The sequence below is a fragment of the Cobetia sp. MM1IDA2H-1 genome (assembly GCF_002916775.2).
Lineage (GTDB): Bacteria > Pseudomonadota > Gammaproteobacteria > Pseudomonadales > Halomonadaceae > Cobetia > Cobetia marina.
Genome location: NZ_CM133225.1, coordinates 2391426 through 2413424, shown reverse-complemented (window position 1 = coordinate 2413424; position 21999 = coordinate 2391426). Strand labels below are relative to the sequence as shown.

15 protein-coding genes and 1 pseudogene are annotated in these 21999 nt (G+C 60.3%); 8 read left to right on the top strand and 8 right to left on the bottom strand.

What is annotated here, in order from left to right; translation table 11 throughout:
- Position 1: 1 nt before the first annotated feature.
- The 3 genes from BOH68_RS10265 to BOH68_RS10255 form a co-directional block, all read right to left on the bottom strand.
- A complete protein-coding gene (locus BOH68_RS10265; RefSeq protein ID WP_077377555.1) occupies positions 2–1600 on the bottom strand; it encodes a BCCT family transporter in 1599 nt (532 codons plus the stop codon).
- Positions 1601–1830: 230 nt separating this feature from the next.
- Positions 1831–3396 (bottom strand): aldehyde dehydrogenase family protein, encoded by a 1566-nt coding sequence (locus tag BOH68_RS10260; protein WP_258038305.1) that lies wholly within the window; start codon positions 3394–3396, stop codon positions 1831–1833.
- A 3-nt stretch (positions 3397–3399) separates the two neighbouring features.
- Complete coding sequence (locus tag BOH68_RS10255; RefSeq protein ID WP_077377553.1) at positions 3400–4320, bottom strand: NAD(P)-dependent oxidoreductase; 921 nt, start codon at positions 4318–4320, stop codon at positions 3400–3402.
- A 128-nt stretch (positions 4321–4448) separates the two neighbouring features.
- On the opposite strand from BOH68_RS10255, the gene BOH68_RS10250 reads away from it, so the two are divergent.
- Positions 4449–5381, top strand: a complete 933-nt coding sequence (locus BOH68_RS10250; RefSeq protein WP_077377550.1) for a LysR family transcriptional regulator — start codon at positions 4449–4451, stop codon at positions 5379–5381.
- Positions 5382–5387: 6 nt separating this feature from the next.
- On the opposite strand, the gene BOH68_RS10245 is transcribed toward BOH68_RS10250, so the two are convergent.
- Positions 5388–6311, bottom strand: coding sequence for a LysR substrate-binding domain-containing protein (locus BOH68_RS10245; RefSeq protein ID WP_077377547.1), 924 nt, complete (start codon positions 6309–6311; stop codon positions 5388–5390).
- A 148-nt stretch (positions 6312–6459) separates the two neighbouring features.
- On the opposite strand from BOH68_RS10245, the gene BOH68_RS10240 reads away from it, so the two are divergent.
- The 5 genes from BOH68_RS10240 (at position 6460) to BOH68_RS10220 (ending at position 11246) form a co-directional block, all read left to right on the top strand.
- Positions 6460–6936, top strand: coding sequence for a nuclear transport factor 2 family protein (locus BOH68_RS10240; protein ID WP_077377544.1), 477 nt, complete (start codon positions 6460–6462; stop codon positions 6934–6936).
- A 79-nt stretch (positions 6937–7015) separates the two neighbouring features.
- Positions 7016–7657, top strand: a complete 642-nt coding sequence (locus BOH68_RS10235; protein ID WP_077377541.1) for a glutathione S-transferase family protein — start codon at positions 7016–7018, stop codon at positions 7655–7657.
- 28 nt (positions 7658–7685) lie between these two features.
- Positions 7686–9821, top strand: coding sequence for a 2Fe-2S iron-sulfur cluster-binding protein (locus BOH68_RS10230; protein WP_077377538.1), 2136 nt, complete (start codon positions 7686–7688; stop codon positions 9819–9821).
- Positions 9822–10044: 223 nt separating this feature from the next.
- Positions 10045–10581, top strand: a complete 537-nt coding sequence (locus BOH68_RS10225; RefSeq protein ID WP_170877454.1) for a DUF2628 domain-containing protein — start codon at positions 10045–10047, stop codon at positions 10579–10581.
- A 26-nt stretch (positions 10582–10607) separates the two neighbouring features.
- The gene (locus BOH68_RS10220; RefSeq protein WP_077377531.1) at positions 10608–11246 is read left to right on the top strand and encodes a DUF1294 domain-containing protein; all 639 of its coding nucleotides are present in this window, start codon (positions 10608–10610) and stop codon (positions 11244–11246) included.
- A 121-nt stretch (positions 11247–11367) separates the two neighbouring features.
- On the opposite strand, the gene BOH68_RS10215 is transcribed toward BOH68_RS10220, so the two are convergent.
- Entirely contained in the window at positions 11368–13062 is a 1695-nt protein-coding gene (locus tag BOH68_RS10215; protein WP_077377528.1) for an L-lactate permease, read from the bottom strand.
- Between the two features lie 391 nt (positions 13063–13453).
- Here BOH68_RS10215 and BOH68_RS10210 point away from each other — a divergent pair, with 391 nt between their 5' ends.
- Positions 13454–14434: a DMT family transporter gene (locus BOH68_RS10210; RefSeq protein ID WP_077377525.1), complete on the top strand. Its 981-nt coding sequence runs from the start codon at positions 13454–13456 to the stop codon at positions 14432–14434.
- 144 nt (positions 14435–14578) lie between these two features.
- On the opposite strand, the gene BOH68_RS10205 is transcribed toward BOH68_RS10210, so the two are convergent.
- From BOH68_RS10205 to BOH68_RS10195, 3 genes and pseudogenes are all read right to left on the bottom strand, one after another.
- The gene (locus tag BOH68_RS10205) at positions 14579–15268 is read right to left on the bottom strand and encodes a hypothetical protein (protein WP_139345480.1); all 690 of its coding nucleotides are present in this window, start codon (positions 15266–15268) and stop codon (positions 14579–14581) included.
- Positions 15269–15461: 193 nt separating this feature from the next.
- Positions 15462–15866 (bottom strand): YkvA family protein, encoded by a 405-nt coding sequence (locus BOH68_RS10200; protein ID WP_077377519.1) that lies wholly within the window; start codon positions 15864–15866, stop codon positions 15462–15464.
- A gap of 895 nt (positions 15867–16761) precedes the next feature.
- Positions 16762–17757 (bottom strand): annotated as a pseudogene (locus BOH68_RS10195) (IS30 family transposase).
- Between the two features lie 119 nt (positions 17758–17876).
- Between BOH68_RS10195 and BOH68_RS10190 the strand changes: the two are divergent.
- The gene (locus BOH68_RS10190) at positions 17877–21521 is read left to right on the top strand and encodes a sensor domain-containing phosphodiesterase (protein ID WP_077377516.1); all 3645 of its coding nucleotides are present in this window, start codon (positions 17877–17879) and stop codon (positions 21519–21521) included.
- The last annotated feature ends 478 nt before the right edge of the window (positions 21522–21999 follow it).

Here is a 21999-nt window from a genome sequence, read left to right as displayed (position 1 = left end):
GTCACTGAGCCTTCTGGTCGAGAATGTCGGCGGAGTCTTGGCTGTCGTGCGATGTTGCAGCGGAAGCGTCGCGACGCGGATTGGCCTCGACGTTCAGCAGTTCAGGGTTGCTCAGCCAGCGCCAGATGGCACCACTGGCGAGCAGGATGATGATCAGGGCCGGCAGGCCGCCCAGATTGGAGAGCATCTTGACGCCATCGATGCCCACCGAACTGGTCATGACCCAGGCGACGATACCGACCATGCCACCCCAGATGACCTTCATCGGCACCCCGGAATTGCCTTCGCTATCGGCGGTCAGGCCACGGGTGCACAGATTGCCGATGGCATCGGTGTTGGAGTCGGCGGCGGTCACGTAGGACACGAAGGCGATGAACAGCAGCAGCGGAATCCAGACGCCGGACAGCGGCAGCTGGTCGAACAGCGAGTAAAGCACATGCTCGACCCCTTGATCATTGAGCACGCTGTTGAGATCGATAGCGGTGTGCAGCTGGAAGTAGAGGCTGGCGCTGGAGAAGATCGTGATCCAGGCGACGGCGAACAGCGCCGGATAGAACAGATTGACGCGCAGGAATTCACGCACGGTATAGCCACACGAGATACGACCGAGGAAGAGTGCCGTCACCGGCGCCCAGGCGAACCAGATGGCCCAGTAGAAGATGGACCACCAGTACGGCCATGGGTCATTGCCCGCCGCGCCGGTGAACAGGCTGCGCGTGAAGAAGGTGTCCAGATAGACACCGAAGGATTCCACGCCCAGCTTGAGCATGAAGATGGTCGGGCCACACACGAACACGAAGACGCCGAGCACCAGCAGCAGGCCGGCGTTTAGGGATGACAGGCGTGCGATGCCCTTCTGCAGGCCGCTGGCGGCGGACAGCACGAAGGTGACCACGATGACGGAGATGATGATGCCCAGCAGCAGGGGAGTCGTCTCGCCATCGGTGTACTGACCGATGCCACCGGCCAGGGTCAGGGCACCGGTTCCCAGGGTGGAAGCCATGCCGGCGACCAGCGAGTAGAGTGCCAGCGCATCGATCAGACCGCTGTAGCGGGTGATGCGCGAACCGAATATCGGTTCCAGCATGCTGGAGATGGAGAACTTCTGGCGGCGGTTGTAGAAGGCCAGTGCAAAGACCAGCGCCGGTACGGCATAGATGGCGTAGGGCGTGAATGACCAGTGCAGGAACATGGTCGACATGCTGAACAGGATGGCGTCAGTGGAACCGGCTTCCAGTCCCAGCGATTCCGGCGAGTTCATCAGGTGATAGAGCGGCTCTGCCGTGGTCCAGAACAGCACACCCACCGCCAGGGTGGTGCATAGGGTGATGGAGAACCAGCGTGCCTTGCTCAACATCGGCTTGGCATCTTCCCCGCCGATGCGGATGTTGCCTAGGCGCGAGAAATAGATGATGACTGCCAGTACTAGTAGATAGACGCTGCCGAGGGTGAACAGCCAGGAAAAGTGGTCCAGTACCCAATTGTTCATTGCCGTGGTGTTGGCAAGGAAACTGTCCTTGTCGTAGGCGCTCAGACTGACCGCCGCGATGAGTATCAGAAAGGTTGGCCAGAAGACCAGATGCCGAATGGAACGCGCCATACGCCGCTACCTCGTGCTTGTTGTTGGGTGAGTGATGACATGCAAAATGGCTCACTACCTTATCGGCTTGTCGGGGGGCTGCCGCAAACGCGGGTTGTGTATGGGGGTATGACGCTGACGCATGCCCTCCAAACGTCGCAAGGCGCCAATGACCTGATCATTGGCGCCTTGCGACGAGGTGAGTGCTGAAGTTGTGGACACCGTCATGCGCCCAGTGCAAAGCGCAGAGCTTATTCCAGGCTGGCACCGTAGCCGAAGCTGGCGGCCGGTTCGGCGGCGGTTTCGACCCACACGCTCTTCACTTCGCTGTATTCGCGCAGCGCATCCAATCCGGAGGAGCGGCCATAGCCACTCTCGCCGTAGCCCCCGAAGGGCGAGCTCACATGGATGGTCTTGTAGCCATTGACCCAGAAGGTGCCCGCACGCACCTGACGTGCCACGCGGTGGGCGCGGCCCACATCACGTGTCCAGACGGCACCGGCCAGCCCGAAGCGACTGTCATTGGCGATGCGGATGGCGTCGGCTTCCTCCTCGAACGGTATAGCGACCACCACCGGGCCAAAGATCTCCTCCTGCGCGCAGGTCATGGCGTTGTCGCCCAGCAGCACCGTCGGCGCAACATGATAGCCGCCGGTGTCCGGGATGGGGTCTGCTGAGCTATCCGCCAAGCGCGCGCCGTCTTCGATGGCCCCGGCAAGCATCGACTTCACATGCTGGTATTGCTTGGCGTTGTTGATCGGGCCGATCTGGGTCGCCGGGTCCTGCGAGTCACCGAGGGTGAATTGCGTGGCGGCCTCGGCCAGTGCAGTGGTGAACTTCTCGAAGATCGAGGCCTGTACCAGCAGGCGCGAACCCGACACGCAGCTCTGACCAGCGCCGGAGAAGATGGCCGCCTGAGCGCCACGCAGGGCGACCTCGAGATCGGCATCCTCGAAGACGATATTGGCCGACTTGCCACCCAGCTCCAGCACGCTGGGAATGCAGCGCTGTGCCGCGGCGGTGGCGATATGGCGGCCAGTCGCGGGGGAGCCGACGAACACCACCTTGCGGATGTCGCCCTCGGCGATGAAGGCCTGGCCAATGGTATGGCCGTAGCCTGCGATGACGTTGACCAATCCGCGTGGCACGCCGGCGCGCTCGATCAACACACCGAGGGCCAGCGAGGACAGCGCCGTCAGCTCCGAAGGCTTGAGGATCACCGCATTTCCGGCGGTGATGGCCGGGGCTATCTGCCAGCCGGCGGTGAAAATCGGCGCATTCCACGGCGTGATCTGCAGCACGGTACCCAGCGGCTCATAGGTCACGTAGTTGAGGTGTGAGGTCGGGACCGGAATTACCTCTCCGTGCAGCTTGTCTGCCCAGCCCGCGTAGTACTCGAACATCTCGGCGACCTTGGCCACCTCGACGCGAGCATCACGAATCGGCTTGTTGGCGCTCAGCGCCTCGAGCTCGGCCAGTGCCTCGGCCTGCTCACGAATCAGGCTGCCTATCTGATAGATGATGCGCCCACGCGCCTGGGCGGTCATGGCAGCCCACTGCGGTTGTGCCTGGCGCGTGGCGGCATTGGAAAGCGCGACCTGAGACGCATCGGCATCCGGGAAGGACAGCATCAGGCTGTCATCGTGAGCGTTGCGCACCTCGATGGGCTCACGCGTGCCGGTGATGAACTCACCACCGATCAGGCTGCTGACGATAAAACTGTCGTCATGAGATTGGCTGCTGTTCTGAAAATTCTGCATCAACTCGGCGATACGCTGAGTCGTTGAGAATTCCGGGGTCATGTCGTGGGTCAGCATGGCTTATTCTCCGTGGCCAAAGAGGGTCGGGTCAGTGCGTTGCACGATGGCGCAGAAGTCTTCGCTGTCATCCAGCGTCGCGCGGCTCTCATCCCAGAGCTGCGCGACGGTACTGGAGAGCGGAAGCGCCAACCCCAGTTCTGCCGTCAGATCACTGGCCAGCCCGACATCCTTGCGCATCAGGCCCATGGTGAAGCCGGAATCAAAGGCCTTGTTGATCACCCAGCTGGGGAACATGACCTGACTTGCACCACTGCGACCTGAACCCGCGTTAAGGCCTTCCATCAATTTCTCCGGCGATACGCCTGCCTTGGCGGCCATTGAGACGGCCTCCGCCGTGCTGATCAGATGACAGGCCGCGAGCATGTTGTTGGCGATCTTGGCGACGTTGCCCGCCCCACAGCTGCCGACGTGTACGCGGCTGCCGCTCATGGCTTCCAGTACCGGCATGGCGCGGGCCAGCACTTCCTCCTCGGCGCCAATCACCATCGACATGCTGCCACTCGCCGCGCCCTTGGGGCCGCCGGACACTGGGGCATCGATGAAGTCGATGTCGCGACTCGCCAGCGCCGCCGCCACCTTGCGACTGGTCTCGGGAGTCGAGGTAGTGGTGTCGATCACGATCAATCCCGGCTTGCCCAGGGCCATCAGACTTGAGGCGTCCAGCCCATTTGTCTGTCCCGCTGCCTTGCCCAGACACAGCTGTTCCACGTGTTCAGCCTTGGGCAGTGACAGGATCACGACGTCGATCCTGTCCAGCAGCTCTGCCAGTGAACTGACCGGTATGACGCCTGCCGCAGCGGCCTTGTCACGCGCAGCCTGTGAGAGATCGAACCCGAAGACGGGGAAGTCATGGCGAGCAAGCGTTGCGGCCATGCCGCCGCCCATGTTGCCCAGTCCGATGACACCGACGGTTGTTGTCATTGTGTGGTTCCTGTCGTGGTGAAAGGGGGAGTAGCACCCAGTGACTCGAGTATGGACAGGGCTTCTGCGTTCCAGCAATAATCCAGAATTCACTTTAATGTTGCTTTAAAAGCAATGCTGGAGGCGTCATGAGTCAGGTGCAGGAGCGGCGGATCGGGCATCTCTTTGAGGCGGCAAGACTCGGTAGCGTGCGTGCGGCGGCAGATTACCTGAATGTGGCGCCCTCCGCGGTCAGTCGACAGATCACCCAGCTGGAACATGAGCTGGGCATGCCGCTGCTGGAGCGGCACAGGCGTGGGGTGAAGCCGACGGAGGCCGGGGAGCGGGTGCTTGAATACTATCGACAGCGCCTGGCACAGCAGGAAGTGCTACTCGAGTCATTGCAGTCATTGAAAGGGCTGCAGAGTGGCTCGCTGGTGTTGGCAATCGGCGAGGGATTCATCGAGGGTCTGGCAGGGCCATTGAGCCGCTTTTCCGCGCGCTATCCGGGCATCGAGCTCAAGGTGAATCTGTGCGGAACCAATGAGGTGATCCGTCAGGTCGTCGAGGATGAAGCGCATCTTGGGCTGGTGTTTCACCCAGCGGGTGACCCCAAGATCCGCACGCATGTTTCGCGACCGCAACCGGTGTGCGCAGTGGTCAATCCAGCGCATCCGCTGGCGCAGCAGTGTGCGGCGGGCTCGGGTGAAACGCGTGAGCCCTTGGCGCTTGGAGAGCTATCCAGTCACTCTCTGGCACTGCCGGAGGTGTCTTTCGGCATTCGCCAACTGGTGACATTGGCGGAGCATCAGGCGGGCGTGATGCTGAGCCCGACCTTGACCTGCAATGCCATTGCCATGCTCAAGCAGTTCGCCTTGCATGGCGGAGTGACATTGCTGCCGGAATTCGTGGTCACCGAGGAGGACGATGCTGGACGGCTGTGCCGCATTCCGTTGCAGGAAGCCCAGTTCGTCACGCCACATGTGCAGTTGATTAGCCGTCTAGGAAGACAATTGAGCGGGGGCGCCAACCGCCTGTTGGGCCTGCTGCAACAGGACATGACGGCCTTCAACCCGCCATAGGCAGGCTCAGTCGGTCAATCGCGCTGACGGTGAGGGATTCAGTACGGGATTGGCGCGCAGGCGCTCGGCGGCGAAATCCAGAAAGGTACGTACCTTGGCCACTGCGCCGCGCCCCTCGCTATGCAGCAAATGAATCGGCAACGGTGGTGGCTCGAGCTCTTCCAGTACGGCCTGCAGACGTCCCGCTGCGAGGTCATCGCCGACCTGATAGGACAGCACACGGGTAATCCCCCAACCAGTACACGCCGCTTCGATGCAGGCGGCAATGCTGCTCATCGTTAGCTGTGCGCTTACCCTTGCCTGTTGCTCCATCTCCTGTCCGAAACGCCACTCCCTTCCGTTGTTCAGTGTGCTTGAAGCGATGACGCGCTGTGTGGTCAGCGCATCCAATGAGGTGGGAATACCTTCGCGGGCGAAATAGGCCGGTGAGCCGCATACGACTCGTCGCACATTACCCACACGAAGTGCCGAGAGCCCCGAAGAGGGCAGTGAGCCGATGCGCACGGCGATATCGAAGCCTTCCTCGATCATGTTGACCACGCGGTCCACCATCACCACTTCGGCGCGCATCTCGGGATAGTGCTCCAGATACTCCATCAGTAGCGGCATCACGTGGATGCGGCCGAACTCGGTGGGGCAGGTGATGCGCAATACGCCGGTAGGACGTGTCGCGGCGCCGCTGACACCATCCTCCGCTGCCTGAAGTTCCGCCAGGATGCGCCGTGCATCCTCCAGATATCGCTCACCGATCTCGGTCAGGCGCACGCGGCGCGTGGTGCGCGTGAACAGGCGTGCGCCCAGGCGGGCTTCCAGGGCATTGATGCCGCGTGTCACCGAGGGAGCGCTCATGCCCAGCGCGCGGCTGCCTGCCGCGAAGCTTTCGGTATCCGCCACGGCCACGAAGACCTCCAGTGTCTGCAGTCGGTCCATTGCTGGCTCCTGTTCACGGCGATTATTGTCATCGGATGGAATAATGAATTGTGTTTGGTGAGGATTCTAGCGCCATGGCGGGGAGAGTACCGTGGAGATGCGCCTATCCAATATGTGTCTGATCCCCCCAATCGCTGGAGTCGATGCCATGTCTGCAAATCTTCCACGTCATCCCTTGCCACCGTTCACCCCGGAAAGTGCTGCTCAGAAGGTGCGTCTCGCCGAAGACGGCTGGAACAGTCGCAATCCCCAGCAGGTTGCGCTGGCGTATTCCCCGGAAACCTGTTGGCGCAATCGGGCCGAATTCGTGACCGGGCGTGATGAGGTCGTGGCCTTCCTGACTCGCAAGTGGGCAAGCGAGCTTGAGTACCGCCTGATCAAGGAACTGTGGGCGACGACAGACGACCGCATTGCCGTGCGTTATGCCTACGAGTACCGCAACGACAGCGGCCAGTGGTTCCGCGCCTACGGCAATGAAAACTGGCAGTTTGATGAGCAGGGCCTGATGATCCACCGCCACGCAAGCATCAATGAACATCCGATTGCTGAAAGCGAGCGACAGTTCCATTGGCCGCTCGGGCGGCGTCCCGATGACCACCCGGGGTTGAGCGATTTCGGCTTCTGATTCGTCATCGCCAGTCACGTTTCCTGCAGCGCACTGCGCTTGCCGCTCTCGGCTCTTTCCTTACATTGTCAGGTGAATCATGAACCCACGCTTTGCTGCTACGTCAGCTCCCATCCGTCTGTTCCGCAATCCCAAGTCTGGCCACTGTCACCGCGTCGAGCTGATGCTGGCGCTGCTGGACATTCCCTATGAGACGGTGGATCTCGACATGGCCAACGGCGCGCACAAGGCGCCCGAGTTTCTCAAGATCAGTCCGTTCGGGCAGGTGCCGGCCATTGAGGACAATGGCGTCTTCCTGAGTGATTCCAACGCCATCCTTGTCTACTTGACCCAGCGCTATGACGGCGAGCAGCGCTTCATGCCCAGCGATGCGCTGGCGGCGGCCGAAGTGCAGCGCTGGCTCTCGGTGGCGGCCGGTGAGATTGCCGCTGGCCCCTGCACGGCACGCCTGGTGACCGTGTTCGGTGCTCCCTTTGACCACGGGCAGGCCATCGCTCGCGCACATGCCCTGTTCGCCGTCATGGAGTCCCATCTCGAACAGCGTCACTACCTGGTGGGGGAGCGCCTCACCTTGGCCGACATCGCGGGTTACAGCTACATCGCCCATGCCCCGGAAGGTGGTGTCAGCCTGAGCTCTTATCCCGCCATTCGCGGCTGGCTTGCGCGTATTGAAGCCGAGCCGGACTTCGTGGGCATGGCGACGAGCCCGGTAATGGTCTGAGCCTCCATGTCATCCTGAGGGTTTGCCCATGAATGAGCAGCGGCAGGTGTTTCATGCAGGTGAGCGACGTGTCCAGGCTCGCGCAAGCGTGCCAGAGCATTATCTCGAGCAGGTCGCTCCGTATGTGCGCGACCGGCTGCCTGAACAGCATGTCGCGTTCTTCGCGAGCCTGCCGGTGCTGTTCATGGGCGTGCCTGACAGCGACGGCTGGCCGTGGGCGGTGGTGAGCTTTGCGCCGCCCGGGCAGCTTTGCGATGCCACGCCCGGTGAGCTGCAGGTGCATGCACGACCGGCGCTGGAGGAATTGCTGGGACTTGAGTTCACTCCCGGTGCCAAGGTCGGCGTGCTGGGGCTGGATCTTACAACTCGGCGGCGCAATCGTCTGAATGGCACCTTGCTTGTCCCTGACGCGGTGGCAGACATCGCGCCCGATGGGCTGCGGATCGGGGTCGATCAGAGCTTCGGCAACTGTCCGCAATACATCCAGCAACGTGAGATCGATTGGGCTGGCGAGCAGACCAAATCGCTCGTCAGCCGTGAGGTGGCACTGAACGATGAGGTGTCGCGTGCCTTGCTGGCTCAGGCAGACACCTTCTTCATCGCGACCCGCGCAGGTGAGCTGGATGACGCTGCGCCCAACGGCGTGGATGTCTCGCATCGTGGCGGCAGGCCAGGCTTTCTGCACATGAATGCCGATGGCAGCCTGTCGTTTCCCGATTTTGCCGGCAACCGCTTCTTCAACACCCTGGGCAATATCGAGCTGGATTCGCGGGTCAGCCTGTTGATTCCTGATTTCATCACGGGCGAGGTGTTGTTGCTCAAGGGGCATGCTCGGGTCGACTGGAACCCCCAGCGGGCAGCACTGGTCGAGGGCGCCGAGCGTATCGTGGATGTGGTGCCGGAGCAGGTACTGCATGTCGAGAATGCCTTGCCCGCCCAGGCGCGACTGATCGAACGCTCGCCATCGCTTGCGCTTACCGGTGACTGGCCGGCAACGCGCGATGAGCCATCGACGCTGCGACGTCTGCGTGTCATCGACAAGGTGCGCGAAAGCGAGACGATCACCTCCTTTTATCTGACGCCATGGCTGCAAGCGGGGCAGGTTCGTGAATCGGCGGAAATCGCGGCCTATCAAGCCGGCCAGTTTCTGACCCTGCGTCTGGCCTCCACGCCACAGCATCCTCTGTCGTCAGGCGAGATTGCGGTGATGCGTAGCTACAGCCTCTCGCAGGCTTGGCGGGCGGGACAGAATGCCTACCGCATCTCGGTACGCCGCGATCCCAAGGGGCTCGCCTCACGACTGCTACATGATGAATTCACGGTGAGCGATGTGCTGGAAGCGACACCACCGGCGGGGAATTTCATGTTGCAGGACTCCCCCGCGCCCATCGTGCTGCTGTCATCGGGTGTCGGCATCACGCCGATGATCGCCATGCTGGATGGCCTGGTTCAGCTGGCAGACGCGGGGCATCCTCCGCTCGGCGAGGTGGCCTTCGTACACGCCGCGCGCAATGGTCGTGAGCTGGCGTTTCTCGACACGCTGGAGCGCTGGTCGCGCGTGCATGCGTGGTTGCAGGTACATATCGCCCTGTCACGCCCGAGTAAGGCGGATCTCGTGGCCGGGCGGCATCAGTCAGTGGGCAGGCTGGAGCTAGTGAGTCTGGCGGGCAATCTGCCGGGCCTTGCCTCCAGCCATGTCTATCTGTGTGGCTCCGAGGGCTTCATGCGCGCCCAATACGCCGCCCTGATGGCGCTGGGCTTGCCGCGTGAGCGACTGCATCACGAATTCTTTGGCCTTGGCTCACTGGAGAAGGGGGAGGCAACCGCGGTTGCGCTATCGGCAGACTTTCAGGCGAGCTTGCCGGAACATGCCCAAGTCACCTTCACGCCGCGCGGGGCACCTGGCCAGCCGTCCCCCAGCGATGCGGGCATTACTCGACAGTGGACGCCCGAACAGGGCAGCCTGCTGGAGCTGGCCGAGCAGTCAGGCGTGAATGCCATGTCCAGTTGTCGTTCCGGGCGCTGTGGTAGCTGTGCACTGCGACTCGCCGAGGGGCAGGTGCAGTATCCCGAGCCGCCACAGGCCGCCGTGGCTCAGGGACAGGTGTTGATGTGCTGTGCCTATCCGGCGGGAGAGGCGCCTCTGGTCATCCAGACGCTGTGAGCTGTGTCGTCAGGCGCGAATGGCTCGGTGTGAATGACTGAGATTGAATGATTGGGCTCGATGACTCGCGCGGCTGACAAGCCTGATGGGAAACAATGAGATAGCGCCAGCGGGGTTCATGGTCCTGACAAGTGGTCAGCGGTATAGTGCGAGGCTTGTGTCATTTGTCCCGAGCCTCGTGCAGCCCGCGGCCTGCTCGGCATCACAGACAAGGATTCCCTCGATGGCTTCATTTCGTATTCTGACGCACCCCGAACACGGGACGCGTGCCGTCAAGATCGGCTGGTCCTGGCCAGCCTTCTTCTTCGGCCTGTTCTGGGCACTCTACAAGCGCATGTGGTTGCTGGCGGCGAGTCTGTTCGGCTTCATCTTGCTCAGCTCGGTCTTCATTCCCGCGACGATGGAAGGGCAGCTGATTTCTAATGTCCTGTTCCTGGGCTTGAACCTGACTATCAGCATGAAGAGCAATCAGTGGTACGCGAGCCTGCTGGAAACCCAGGGCTTCACCCGAGAGGCCCAGGTCGAGGCGCGCAACCCCGGTGATGCGCTGGCCGTGCATGCCAACTCGCTGAAGGCGTCTGCGGCCGACATCCGCGACCATGAACAACGTGGCACTCACAAGCAGGATCTCCCCGTGGATCACCGGGATGAGCAGGAAAACAGGCGCGACCGTAATGATGGCAGGGATGATGAGGATAACGGTGATGGTGGCGCAGGCGGCAAGGGGGGTGGCAACACCTCTGGTACCTTCATCGGCTAGGGGCCGGACCAGGAAGAGATGAGACGATGAACCTTCAAGGACGATTGACGCGCTGGAACGATGACAAGGGCTTCGGCTTCATCACGCCGGAGTCGGGGGGCAAGGATGTCTTTGCCCACATCAGTGCGTACAAGGGGCGCGGGCGGCCGAAAGCCAGTGCGCAGGTGCAGTATCAGTTGGGCATGGATGAGAACGATCGCCCACGAGCCACACGCTTTCGCACGCATGGAGCAGGGGCTTCCACTACTTCTGCTGGAGTGGGGCTTGCCTGGTTGGTGGTGTTGGTCGTTGCGGTCGTGCTAGGGGCAGGGTGGTGGCAAGGGCGTCTGCCATGGATGTTGCCTGCAGCGTATCTGGGCATGAGTCTGGTGGCGTATCTGGCTTATCGAGTCGACAAACAAGCAGCCACACAGGGTGAGTGGCGTGTGTCCGAGGGGAAATTGCACCTCATGGAGCTGCTGTGTGGCTGGCCGGGCGCGCTGATCGCCCAGCAGAGCCTGCGCCACAAGACGCGCAAGACAAGCTACCGGCTCGTGTTCTGGGGTGTGGTATTGATCAACATCGCGGCCGTGAGCTGGCTGACGCTCTCGCCGGATGCCGCGGCCATTCGTGATTTGCTCGGCTTTCCTGTCATTCCCGGAGAGGCCATGATCCGCTGGTCATGAGCGGGTATCGTCAGTACCTATCAACGACAAAGGGGCCTTTCGAGGCCCCTTTGTCGTTGTGGATCACCCCATCCAGCACACCGTTGTCTGCGTCTCCACGGTAGCTGCTGAAGTGTCTGTTCTAGCGCATCAAGCCATCCACCACGCCCAGGCCATGGAAGGCGATCATGCCGATGATGCCGGCGAAGATCACGTAGTAGAGCGTCGGCAGGATCGTCTTGCGCAGGGTGATGCCTTCACGCCCCAGTAGCCCGACGGTCGCCGAGGCGGCGACCACGTTGTGGATGGCGATCATGTTGCCGGCAGCCGCGCCGACGGCCTGGAGGGCGACCATCATGGCGCTGGAGATGCCCAGCGCGCCTGCCACATTGAACTGGAAATCCGCCAGCATCAGATTGGAGACGGTGTTGGAGCCGGCGATGAAGGCCCCGAGGGCCCCGACGCTGGGGGCGAACAGCGGATAGATGTCGCCCATGCTGTCAGCGATGAACTGCGCCATGGCCACCGGCATCGAGACCAGATCTGCCTCGTTCACGCCGGAGTTGATCAGAATGCGCACCATGGGGATCGTGAACAGCAGCACGAAGCCTGCGCCCAGAATCGTGCGGCTGGATTCCGTGACGGCGGCACTGACATCCTGCATGCGCATGCGGTGCAGCACGACGGTCAGCAGCACCACGATCACCAGGATACCGCCGGGCAGATACAGTGGTTGCAGACTGCCGGAAATATCATTCTCGCCCAGGATACCGCTCCAGCCGAAGCTCAAGGAGGTCAGTGCTTCCTTGAGCGGCTCGATGACCCGGGACATCACCAGCAGCACTGCCAGCAGTACGTAGGGCAGCCAGCCCATGCCGACCGAGAGCGGCGTGCGTCCCTCGACGGGCTCCAGCGTCATGTCCAGCTTGCCCACCCATTCCTCGGGCCAGTGGTCAGCGTTCGGGAAGTCCCAGGTCCTGCTGGGCAGCAGAAAGCCCTTGCGCGCCGCGGGTACCACGATGGCGAGGCCTACCATGGCGCCGATCATCGAGGGGAATTCCGGCCCGAGCAGCAGGCCGGCCAGTACATAGGGCACCACGAAGCAGACACCCGCGAACAGCGCGAAGGGAGCGACTTCAAGCCCCTCGCGCCAGGAGCGATTGGCCCCGAAGTAGCGCACCATCACCGCCACCATGATGAGTGGCATGCAGATACCGATGATGCCGTGGGTAATGGCGACTTCCGAGGTGATCAACTGGAAGTAGCTGTCCCAGCTTGACCCGTTCGCGGCCAGAGCGTCACTGACGCCAGCCTTGTCGAGTCCTCCCGAGACACCGACGACGATGGGGGTGCCGACGGCACCGAAGGAGACCGGAGTGGATTGCACCATCATGCCGACCACGACGGCGGCCAGTGCCGGGAAGCCCAGCGCCACCATCAAGGGGGCAGCGACGGCAGCGGGTGTGCCGAAGCCTGAGGCACCCTCGATGAAGCAACCGAACAGCCAGGCGACGATGATGGCCTGTACTCGCCGGTCCGGGCTGATGCCGGAGAAGCCATTGCGGATCGCGGCAATGCCGCCGGAGTGCTTGAGCGTATTGAGCAGCAGCAGGGCACCGAAGATGATCCACAGGATCGCCACCGTCAGTATCAAGCCCTGCAACGATGAGGCCATGACGCGTGTGAAGGTCATGTCCCAGGCAAGCAGGGCGATCAGGGCCGTGACCACGAAGACGATGGGCATGGCAATGCGGGCAGGGATTCTGAACCCTATCAGCAAGATACCAGCCAGTATCAATGGCGTGAACGCCAGAAGCGCCATCCATGATGCATTCATGTCAATACTCTCCTTCGCATGAAAGGGTGATTGTCTTTTTGTTGGTTTTTGACACTGCAATGTGAAGGTTGATCCAGAGTTTGGCGTTGAGTTTTCATCCACACTGCGGGAAATCACCGTAGGGCTCACCAGATCAAGGTAAGCGAGGAAAACATTCTTGGCGACGTCATGTTGACTGGTAATACCAGTGTCAAACACCGTTCTGAAGACGCGAATATTCGAAGTTTTTCATGAGGTTATGAAAGCCCTGGATAGGCAGTCATGGAGTTTCAGAGACTCTGGTTACGACCAATGAGGGATGGGTTTATGTGTCTTGAGGACTCTTGTTACGCTGCGATTGCGGCTGATAAATCATCGAAGATCTGGTTTTTCCTGAGACAAGGGAGCATGAATGGCAAAACTGGGTAGTGTGTTGGTCGTATTGGCCGCTTTTCAATGGGGGCTGACAGGTGGGATTGGCAGCTTGCTGATGTCCTGGGGCTGGGAGGCTGAAGTCATTTCCTTCTGGCGTGCCCTTGTCGGGTTCATCTGCATGTTGGCCTGGATGGTATTGCTGGGCTACCACAAGGTGCCGGCCAGGAAACCGCTCGCGTTGCTGGGGTGGTCGCTGCTGGCGGGGGTAGGGGTCGCCGGCAACTTCATGTTCTATTTCACGAGTGTCAGCATGAGTGGTGTCGCCGTTGCCGCGACTCTCATGTATAGCGCGCCGATTTTCGTTTATATCACGTCATTCCTGGCCCGGGTGGAACGCCCGACACCGGTGAAGCTGATTTCCATCGTCGGTGTGATGATCGGCATCGTACTGCTGACGGGGGTGCTGCAATCCGGGAGTGGCAAGGTGACTCCCCTGGGTGTCCTGTTCGGACTTCTGGCGGGTGTGTCATACGCCATCTTCATCTTTGCCTTCAAGTCAGCCACGCGTCATGGCAGCACCCCTGGGGTATTGGCCATCGCGTTGGGCGTGAGCAGTCTGGTGATGTTGCCGTTGACGAATCTTTCACAGGCAGTGGCGGTCCCCTTCGCCGATGAACTGTGGCTGATTCTGGTATTCGGCCTGGTGGGGGGAGGGTTCTCCTTCTATTGCTATGTGATCGGCCTGAAGAATACCTTGCCGTCGGTGGCTTCCACCATCGCCATGATAGAACCGATCACGGCCACCTTGTTCGGGGTGTTCGTGTTGGGAGAAGGTATGGACATGATGCAGCTGGCAGGGATGGCGCTGATTCTCGTGGCGATCACGACCCTGAGTCTGGCGCAGAATGGCCCTGAGGTATTGCTTCGCCTGCCGTTGGGCCTGCGGGGCGGAAAGCCGCGCAATATGACGGCCTCCACCCGTGAGGAAGGTGGCGGTACTCAGGTCAGCAAGGGATGAGGCTGCAGACGACTGGTTTGGCCAGACGAAGCCGATTGCCAGGATGAAATGACCTGAGAGAAGCAACGAATGGCATGGCCATGCAAGAACGCCTCGACCACCATGTGGTCGAGGCGTTCTTGTACAAGGGGCGGACGACAGCCGTCAGATGGCGGGTGGAGAAACGACCGCGACGTGCCTCAGTGAGGGTTGGCTCGCCTGGATGAAGAAGTCATTCATCGTCAGCTGAAGGTATTTCTTCATCATGTCGCGGGCAGGCATCAGCATGCGATCCCCGAGATCAAAGTTGCCGGTCTGATGAGGTACGGAGTCCTTGACCGTGTAATCCTTGCGATAGAGGAGTTGCTCATCCTTATCATAGAGGCAGTACACCACCTCGAAATCGGCAATGACATCGAAGTCTTCATTGGCGATGCCGAAGGTGAGCAGATTCATCGGCAGGTTCTTTGCCATCAGATAGTCGAGATAGACGGGGCCACGGTTCTCGTGGGCCTGAATCTCGACCTTGAGGCGATAGTCCTTCTCGCGGGCATCGTGCGAGATCACCGAGGTGCTGGGTAACTGTTCGCGCAGCAGCAGGTCGAAATTCTTCATGGGCGGTGAAGAGGCGTGCGGCAGTTTCACGCTGCCCAGTGGGAGCATGGCCTGGGTCGCGGCACCCGAGAACAGATTGGCCTGAGGCTGGCTGTAATAGATGTCGGGGTAGAACGTCTTGTGTTCATAGGCCAGAGACTGCACCGGCTGAATGTTGGGCATATCGATCTCGGCACGCGAGGCGCAACCGGTCATCAGCAGCAGCGCGAGACCTGCCGTGGCGAATTTCAACATTGTCATGGAGGCATCCTGCGCTTTCGGGGGGGGCTCGTGGGCATGAAGAGATGAGTTCACGGTAACACGCACGGTGTCACCCGCTAAACGAGCGCTCTACACGGCATTCAACACTGTTGACACCCTGTACATGACGGAGAACTTGTGGCCATTGGGCCGTCACGAGGGGGGGAGGCGCTGCCAAGCGTGTCGTCTGCCGTCAATCGAACCAGCGCTTGAGCACCTTGTCCGCGCGTGCGCGATGTTCCGGCTTGATATGGGCCGCCACGATGGCCACTGCGCCCGCCATCAAGGTGATGTCGTCGGTGTAACCCAGCAAGGGGGTGAAGTCCGGCAGGGCATCGATGGGGGAAATGAAGTAGCCCAGAGCGCCGTAGATAGTGGTTCTGGCCCAGACAGGGGTATCGGAATCCTGCGCCGCGAAGTACATGCGCAGGGCGGGATTGAGTGCTGTCTGGCCGGCCTTGCGGGCGACCGACGAGACCTTGTGCCAGAAACCTTCCTCGCTGTACTCAGAGGCGTGGGCCGTGAGGGGCTGTGCATCCGGTGCCGGCAATCTGGGTGTCTCGGGTGGAGTGGACGTGATGGTCGTGTCCTTGCTCATGGGGTTTCCTCCGTCAGCTCACGAGGATGGCGATGACGGCCAGCCTCGCGCTTGATCGTATCATGCCTCCCGAAGGCGTAAGCGCCATATTCAAGCAGAAACTGACGTAAGCAAAAGTAGCCAGTTATATCAAACAAAACAGTGGCTTAAGGAGACGTTGCTGTTTGCTGATTGCTGTTTGTTGCTCACTGTAGCCCAATATATCCTACTCTTGGAACCTATTTTGAACCTAGGAATCGAGGTCAATGGTATGACGGCAAAGACAGAACGTCTTACGACAAGGGGGCTGGAGCGTCTTACCAAGGAGCTACCCGAAGGTGACGAAGTGTGGGATAGCGGAGAAGCCGGCTACCACGTTCGCGTCGGCAAGCGCGGTCTGGCCCTGAGAGTGTCCTACTACAATCTGGCTGGCAAACGTCGAGTGCTGACCCTTGGCCGATCTGGCGGGCTTGGATTGGGATGCGCTACTGGAAGCCGAGGAGAAAAGCCCAGGTTCTTCCTGAACCATAGGTAGGGTACGGGGCGCTGAAGCCCAGGTCTTCGCTATGTGCGAATCTCTATAAATCGTGTTTCGTTTCGCTTGCGCTTTGAAAGGCTAAGTTTACTGTGACAATAAAGCATCGGATAAGAGGGCGCTTCAGGCCAAGGCCACCCGGCTCAAGCGCCAGGCCTACAATCTGAACGATGCCCCCACCGATGATCTTAAGAGCTTCGCCGAGCTGATGGCCGAGGCCGCACCGGGTTCACCTTGAGAGGTGGTCTATCGCGACTCTAGCAACTAGTCAATCGGAATTCTCTTATGCAAAACTGAGCTATCCTACCACTGTCCGTTTCTTTTATAGAAACCCAGTACCAAGGTCGTCGTGGCCTCACATCATGAGGTTAGCACCTGAATTCAAGCAATAAGCGTAGCACCTGCGGTATCCAAGATTCCTGAGTATTCCCCTAGAAACACCTGCGCAGGTGTCCGGTAACCAAGCCGTTTTTCGAGGACGGTCATTCAGCTTTTCGACTACCTTGCTTAGCTCTGCATTGCTGACTTGGCGGAAATCGGTTCCTTTGGGAAAAATACTGCCGTATCAAGCCATTCGTATTCTCGTTGGTCCCACGCTGTCCAGATCAGTCGGGATCGCAGAAATACATCGCCGCTGTCACGGCCTTGGCCACCGCTTCGTGGCCTGTGAATTCCGAGCCATTGTCCAGCGTAATGGTCTGGACCGCTCCTCGACGCGGCTTTAACAAGTGGATCATGGCTGCTTGCGTCAACTCGGCCGAGATCCTGGGCAGTCGTGCCGCCAGTAAATAACCACTGCGACGCTCGACCAGCGTGACAAGTCCTGATTGCTTGTGGCCCTGTATCACGATGTCGCCTTCCCAGTGGCCGATGAAGCGCCGGTCATCAACCTTATCTGGCCGGTGCTCGATACCGACTCGGTTAGGGATCTTGCCCAACCCGGCGCTCTTGGCGTGCGTGCGGTGCTTATTGCGGCGTTTGGGCTGACGGAGATGCCGCCAAAGGTCACCACCCCGGGCCTTGTCGTCCCAGATCAAGGAGTAGATCCATTGAATGACTGACACTAACGCCGGCCAAGAGCGCCATGAAGCCACTGATTTGCTGTGGGCTCCACTCCTCACGTAGCTGACCGGCAACGGCAGCCATCATGCTTGGAAGGCGCTTTGTCCACTTGGTGGCAGTGCGGCGCCGATGATCACTGAGTGTCTGAGTCTGCTCAGGATCATAGCCATCAGCGGTAGCGTTACGGCGGATTTCACGGCTGATCGTGCTGCTGTGGAGGTTCAGCTCCCTGCCAATCTGGCGCTGGCTCATGCCCAAGTCATAGCGGGCGTGTATCTGGTATCGTTGGGTATGGGGCAGCTGTCGGTATTCCATGCTCTGCTTCACTTTGGTCGGTGAGCCGAGAAGGGTACCGGTGCTGACCCTTCTGCCTCTACCGTGCGGTCCAAAGTGCTGCGGTTATTCTATGAATCCAGGGCAAAGAGAAGTTTATTGTGAATCCCAAGTTCAAGCACCAGCACCAGCACCTTGCAGGCGATACAGGCCTGTTGATTGTGGTTGTCGGCACCATTTCCATCGGCGTACTTGGCACCCTCTTCTCTCTACTGGGTATAGCGCTTCATTTGCCAGTTGGCCTGCGTGCTACCCCCGGCATCATGTTCGCTGGGCTCCTGGCGGGCCTCGGCCTGGTAACCCTGATTCAAAGACATCAGAGGTGGCGTCTTGGCCTGTCGGCCTTCCTTGCTGCCTTTGCTCTCTATCTTCTGATCGAGGCTCTGGGTATCAGGCAAGAGCGTCTCGGTACAGGGAGTGTGGCGCAGGAAGCCGTCACCCCTATTCTGATGCTGCTGATTGCCACCGGGCTTGGGTTTGGCCTGCAGGGCGTGGTGCGCGAGAGGTGTTTCAAGGCGATTGGTGGCAGCCTTTTCGCTGTCGGGCTGACAAGCCTGATCCTAGACTTGGCCCCCACAGGCCGTGATACCTGGCTCGCACTACAACAACTGAGTACGGCCCTGCCCAGCGGGTTCTTCCTATGCTTCGGCCTAGCCATGCTCTATACGGCTGGCCACTGGCGGCGCTTTCCTTTGAACCTCGGGCGGTGGCACCGAAATGTCGCGGTAGTCGGGGTTTCCCTGAGTACCTTGTGCTGGCTGCTCATCGGCTGGCAGCAGCATCGAGTCGAGGTGGAGCAGGCAGGCCATGTGGCGGATGTGATCCAGCTGACCAGTGAGTCGGTGATCAATGGTCATGAACAGGCGATGCAGCGCATGGCCGAGCGCTGGGGCATCCTGGGAGGGCTGCCCATGGCCTCGCTGCGAGAACAGGAGGTCGCGAGCTACTTCCGCGATCACCCGGCCCTGAAGGGGATTGCCTTCATTGGTGGCACGGGGGGAGGGGGCTGGCTCAAGGCGCCCGATGCCGAGTCGTTATCATGGCTGGAAGCCTGGTTGCGCAACGATGCTGTCAAGCAAGGGGTGATAGCCCGGGATACGCCACTGTCCTGGCTGCTCCCCGACCCGGATCAGCCATTGAAGGCAATCCTATCGATCCGGGTGCCTGATCGGCCAGAAAGTCGGCTAGTCTCCTGGGCCGACCTAGACACACTGCTGTTCCAGAAAATACGCCCGGAGCTGAATGACTACAACGTTCATCTCGAGCGAGAAGGTCAGATGCTTGCCGAAGTCGCGCCAGAGGATCATGAGCATGGGCATGGGCATGGGCATGGGCATGGGCATGATCGAAACGTCATGGTGCTCCAGCCTCTCGCTGAGCGTAGCATTGATTCATTGGGGGGGGCGACCCTGCGATGGGCGGTCTTTGGTGGCCCGCCGGCCCCCTGGTCGGATTCCTCATTACTGTCGACCGGCGCGGGCGTTGGCAGTCTGCTGCTGAGCTATCTCCTGGCCTTCAGCGTCGGGGTCATGAAGCTGAGTCAGACGCGTGCCAACGAGCTACGCTATGTTAACCGGCAGCTCCAGGAGCAGTACCGGGTGCAGGAATCGATTGCCCGAGAAGTCTCTCATGTGAAGTCGCTGGAAGCGGTTTGTCGGATGTTGGAGCGGCAAATCCCCGGCGCTTATTGCTCGATCATGTTGTGTGATGAGACGCAGACCCACTTCCCCGAAGCCGTGGGCCCTAGCCTGCCCTCTGGCTACCTGGATGAGCTCAAGGATGTTCCCATTGGCCCCGACATTGGCGCCTGCGGTAGTGCCGCCTATTCAGGCGAGATGATCATTTCTGAGAACTTGGTTACGAGTTGTCGCTGGAAAAACTTTCAGGCCCTAGTGAAACAATACCGGCTCGGTTCCTGCTGGGCCTTTCCTGTGTTCTCATCACACGGGGACCTCCTGGGTACATTGGCGCTGTACCGTTCGACACCGAGCACGCCCAGCGACCATGAGCGCAGGCTAACCACTAGGGCGGCTAACCTGACAGCTCTGGCCATCGAGCGCCATCGTGACCGTCAGGCTTTGCTCGATAGCGAGAAGCACCATCGCTCCCTATTTGCCCATCACCCGGACGCGGCCTATTCGTTGGACCTGGACGGGCGAATCCAGAGCTTGAACGCGCAATCTGAGAGTCTCACAGGCCTTCCAGCCAACGAGTTGCGGGGCACGCATTTCTCGCGTTTCGTCGAGCCGGCCGACCTGCCCAAGGTTCAGGCGCTGTTCGAAGGCGCCCTTTCAGGCCGTGCGCTGCGCTATGAGATGCTGGGCCGTAACGGGCAGGGAGAGTCTCTTGTGCTGGATGTCACTACGATCCCGATTAAGACGGGTGAGCTAGTGACCGGGGTGTTCGGTATTGCCAAGGACATCACCGAACACAAGGCGGATGAGGAAGCACTGGCTTACCAAGCGCGCCATGACGACCTGACCGGCGCCTATAATCGCTCGACGTTTGAGGAGCGGCTCAAGCAGGAGGCTGATATTGTCAGGCGTCAAGATACGTTGCTTGTCGTGCTCTTCATCGACCTCGACGACTTCAAGCCGATCAACGATGCCTTCGGGCATGCCATGGGCGATATGCTGCTGGAGACTGTCGCCGAACGGCTCGCCGAGCAGCTAGGCTCCACTGACAGCCTGGGGCGCTTCGGTGGAGACGAGTTCCTGGTACTGCTACCGAGGCTTGAGCATGAGGAACAGGCGCAAGCGATCGTGGATCAGATGTTGACAGCCCTCACTCGTCCCTTCCGGATCGATGAGCATGACTTCCGGCTTTCTGCCAGCATCGGTATGGCTTCGAGCCGGGAGCTCGCCTTACAGCACCCTGAACAGCTGATCGTGTGGGCTGACAGCGCCATGTACAAGGCCAAGAAACAGGGGGGTAACACCGCCCACTGGTATCGTCACCACATCGGTGCCGAGCCCTCGGAGCGGGTTGAGCTGCGCAAGGACATCCAGGAGGCCATCGAGCAAGATCAGTTTTCGGTGCATTATCAGCCGCTGATGAACTCGCGTGGCGAGGTGGAGGGCTTCGAGGCTCTGATTCGCTGGCTGCACCCCGTCAAGGGGATGGTGTCGCCCGGCATCTTCATCCCGGTGGCAGAAATCACCGGCCAGATCATTCCCATCAGCGAGTGGGTGCTGGGGCAGGTCTATCGTGATCTGCCGGCGCTGAAGCGTCTCGGGACCGCCAGCTGCCGTGTGGCCGTCAATCTGTCGCCGATGCAGTTCCAGCGTCCTGCCTTCCTGAGCAACCTGCACCAACGGCTGCAGGAGAACGACATTCCCCCTCACTGGCTTGAGCTGGAGGTCACCGAAGGGGTGCTTATGGAGGACAGAGATGCCGCTATCTCGATCCTGAATGCCCTGCGCGAACTGGATATCAGTGTCGCAATCGATGACTTCGGTACGGGCTTCTCCAGCCTGAGTTACCTGAAGAGCCTGCCGGTCAGCAAGATTAAGATCGATCGCAGCTTCGTGCGTGATGTGGTGACAGACCCTAGCGACAGGGCCATCGTACAGGGCGTGATCTCCATGGCTCGTAGCATGGGGCTTCAGGTGGTAGCCGAGGGCGTGGAAACCAACGAACAATGGCAGTACCTGGCCGACCAAGGCTGCGACATTTTCCAGGGGTACCTGTTGGCCAAGCCCATGCCCCTAGACAAGGTGGAGGCTTTCTTGACGACCAACGCTTAGCGAACAAGACCGGCGGGGACACTCCTCGCCGGCCGAGGAACATCATAGGGCAGTGGAGGGCGCTACATAGTCGCCATGACTCCGTCGTGTCCTCTTCTTGTTTTGCCCGATCCGCCTCGGTCAGGTGTAGATGGTTGGTTAACTAGGAAAATAGCAGGGCGGCGCGGGTGCGGTGTGTTTATTTGCGGGTCGTCAGGAGCGTAGCTGGCGACCTTCTGACATATAGAACCTACTTGGAACCTAGAAAGCCCGCAACGAATAATGGCCACCGCTATGATTAGCTAAGTGGCCGTTTTTACTGAATTCTTTAGTCGGAGTAGCAGGATTCGAACCTACGACCTCTGCCTTCCTACGACAGATGTCGCCCAGCCGCCTTCCCTGCAAGGTGTCTTCCCATGCGGACGTGACACAACGATGCCTCCCCGCCGACAGTCATGTGGGCGGGGAGGCGTCGTGGGTCTATAGGCCACTCATGGCC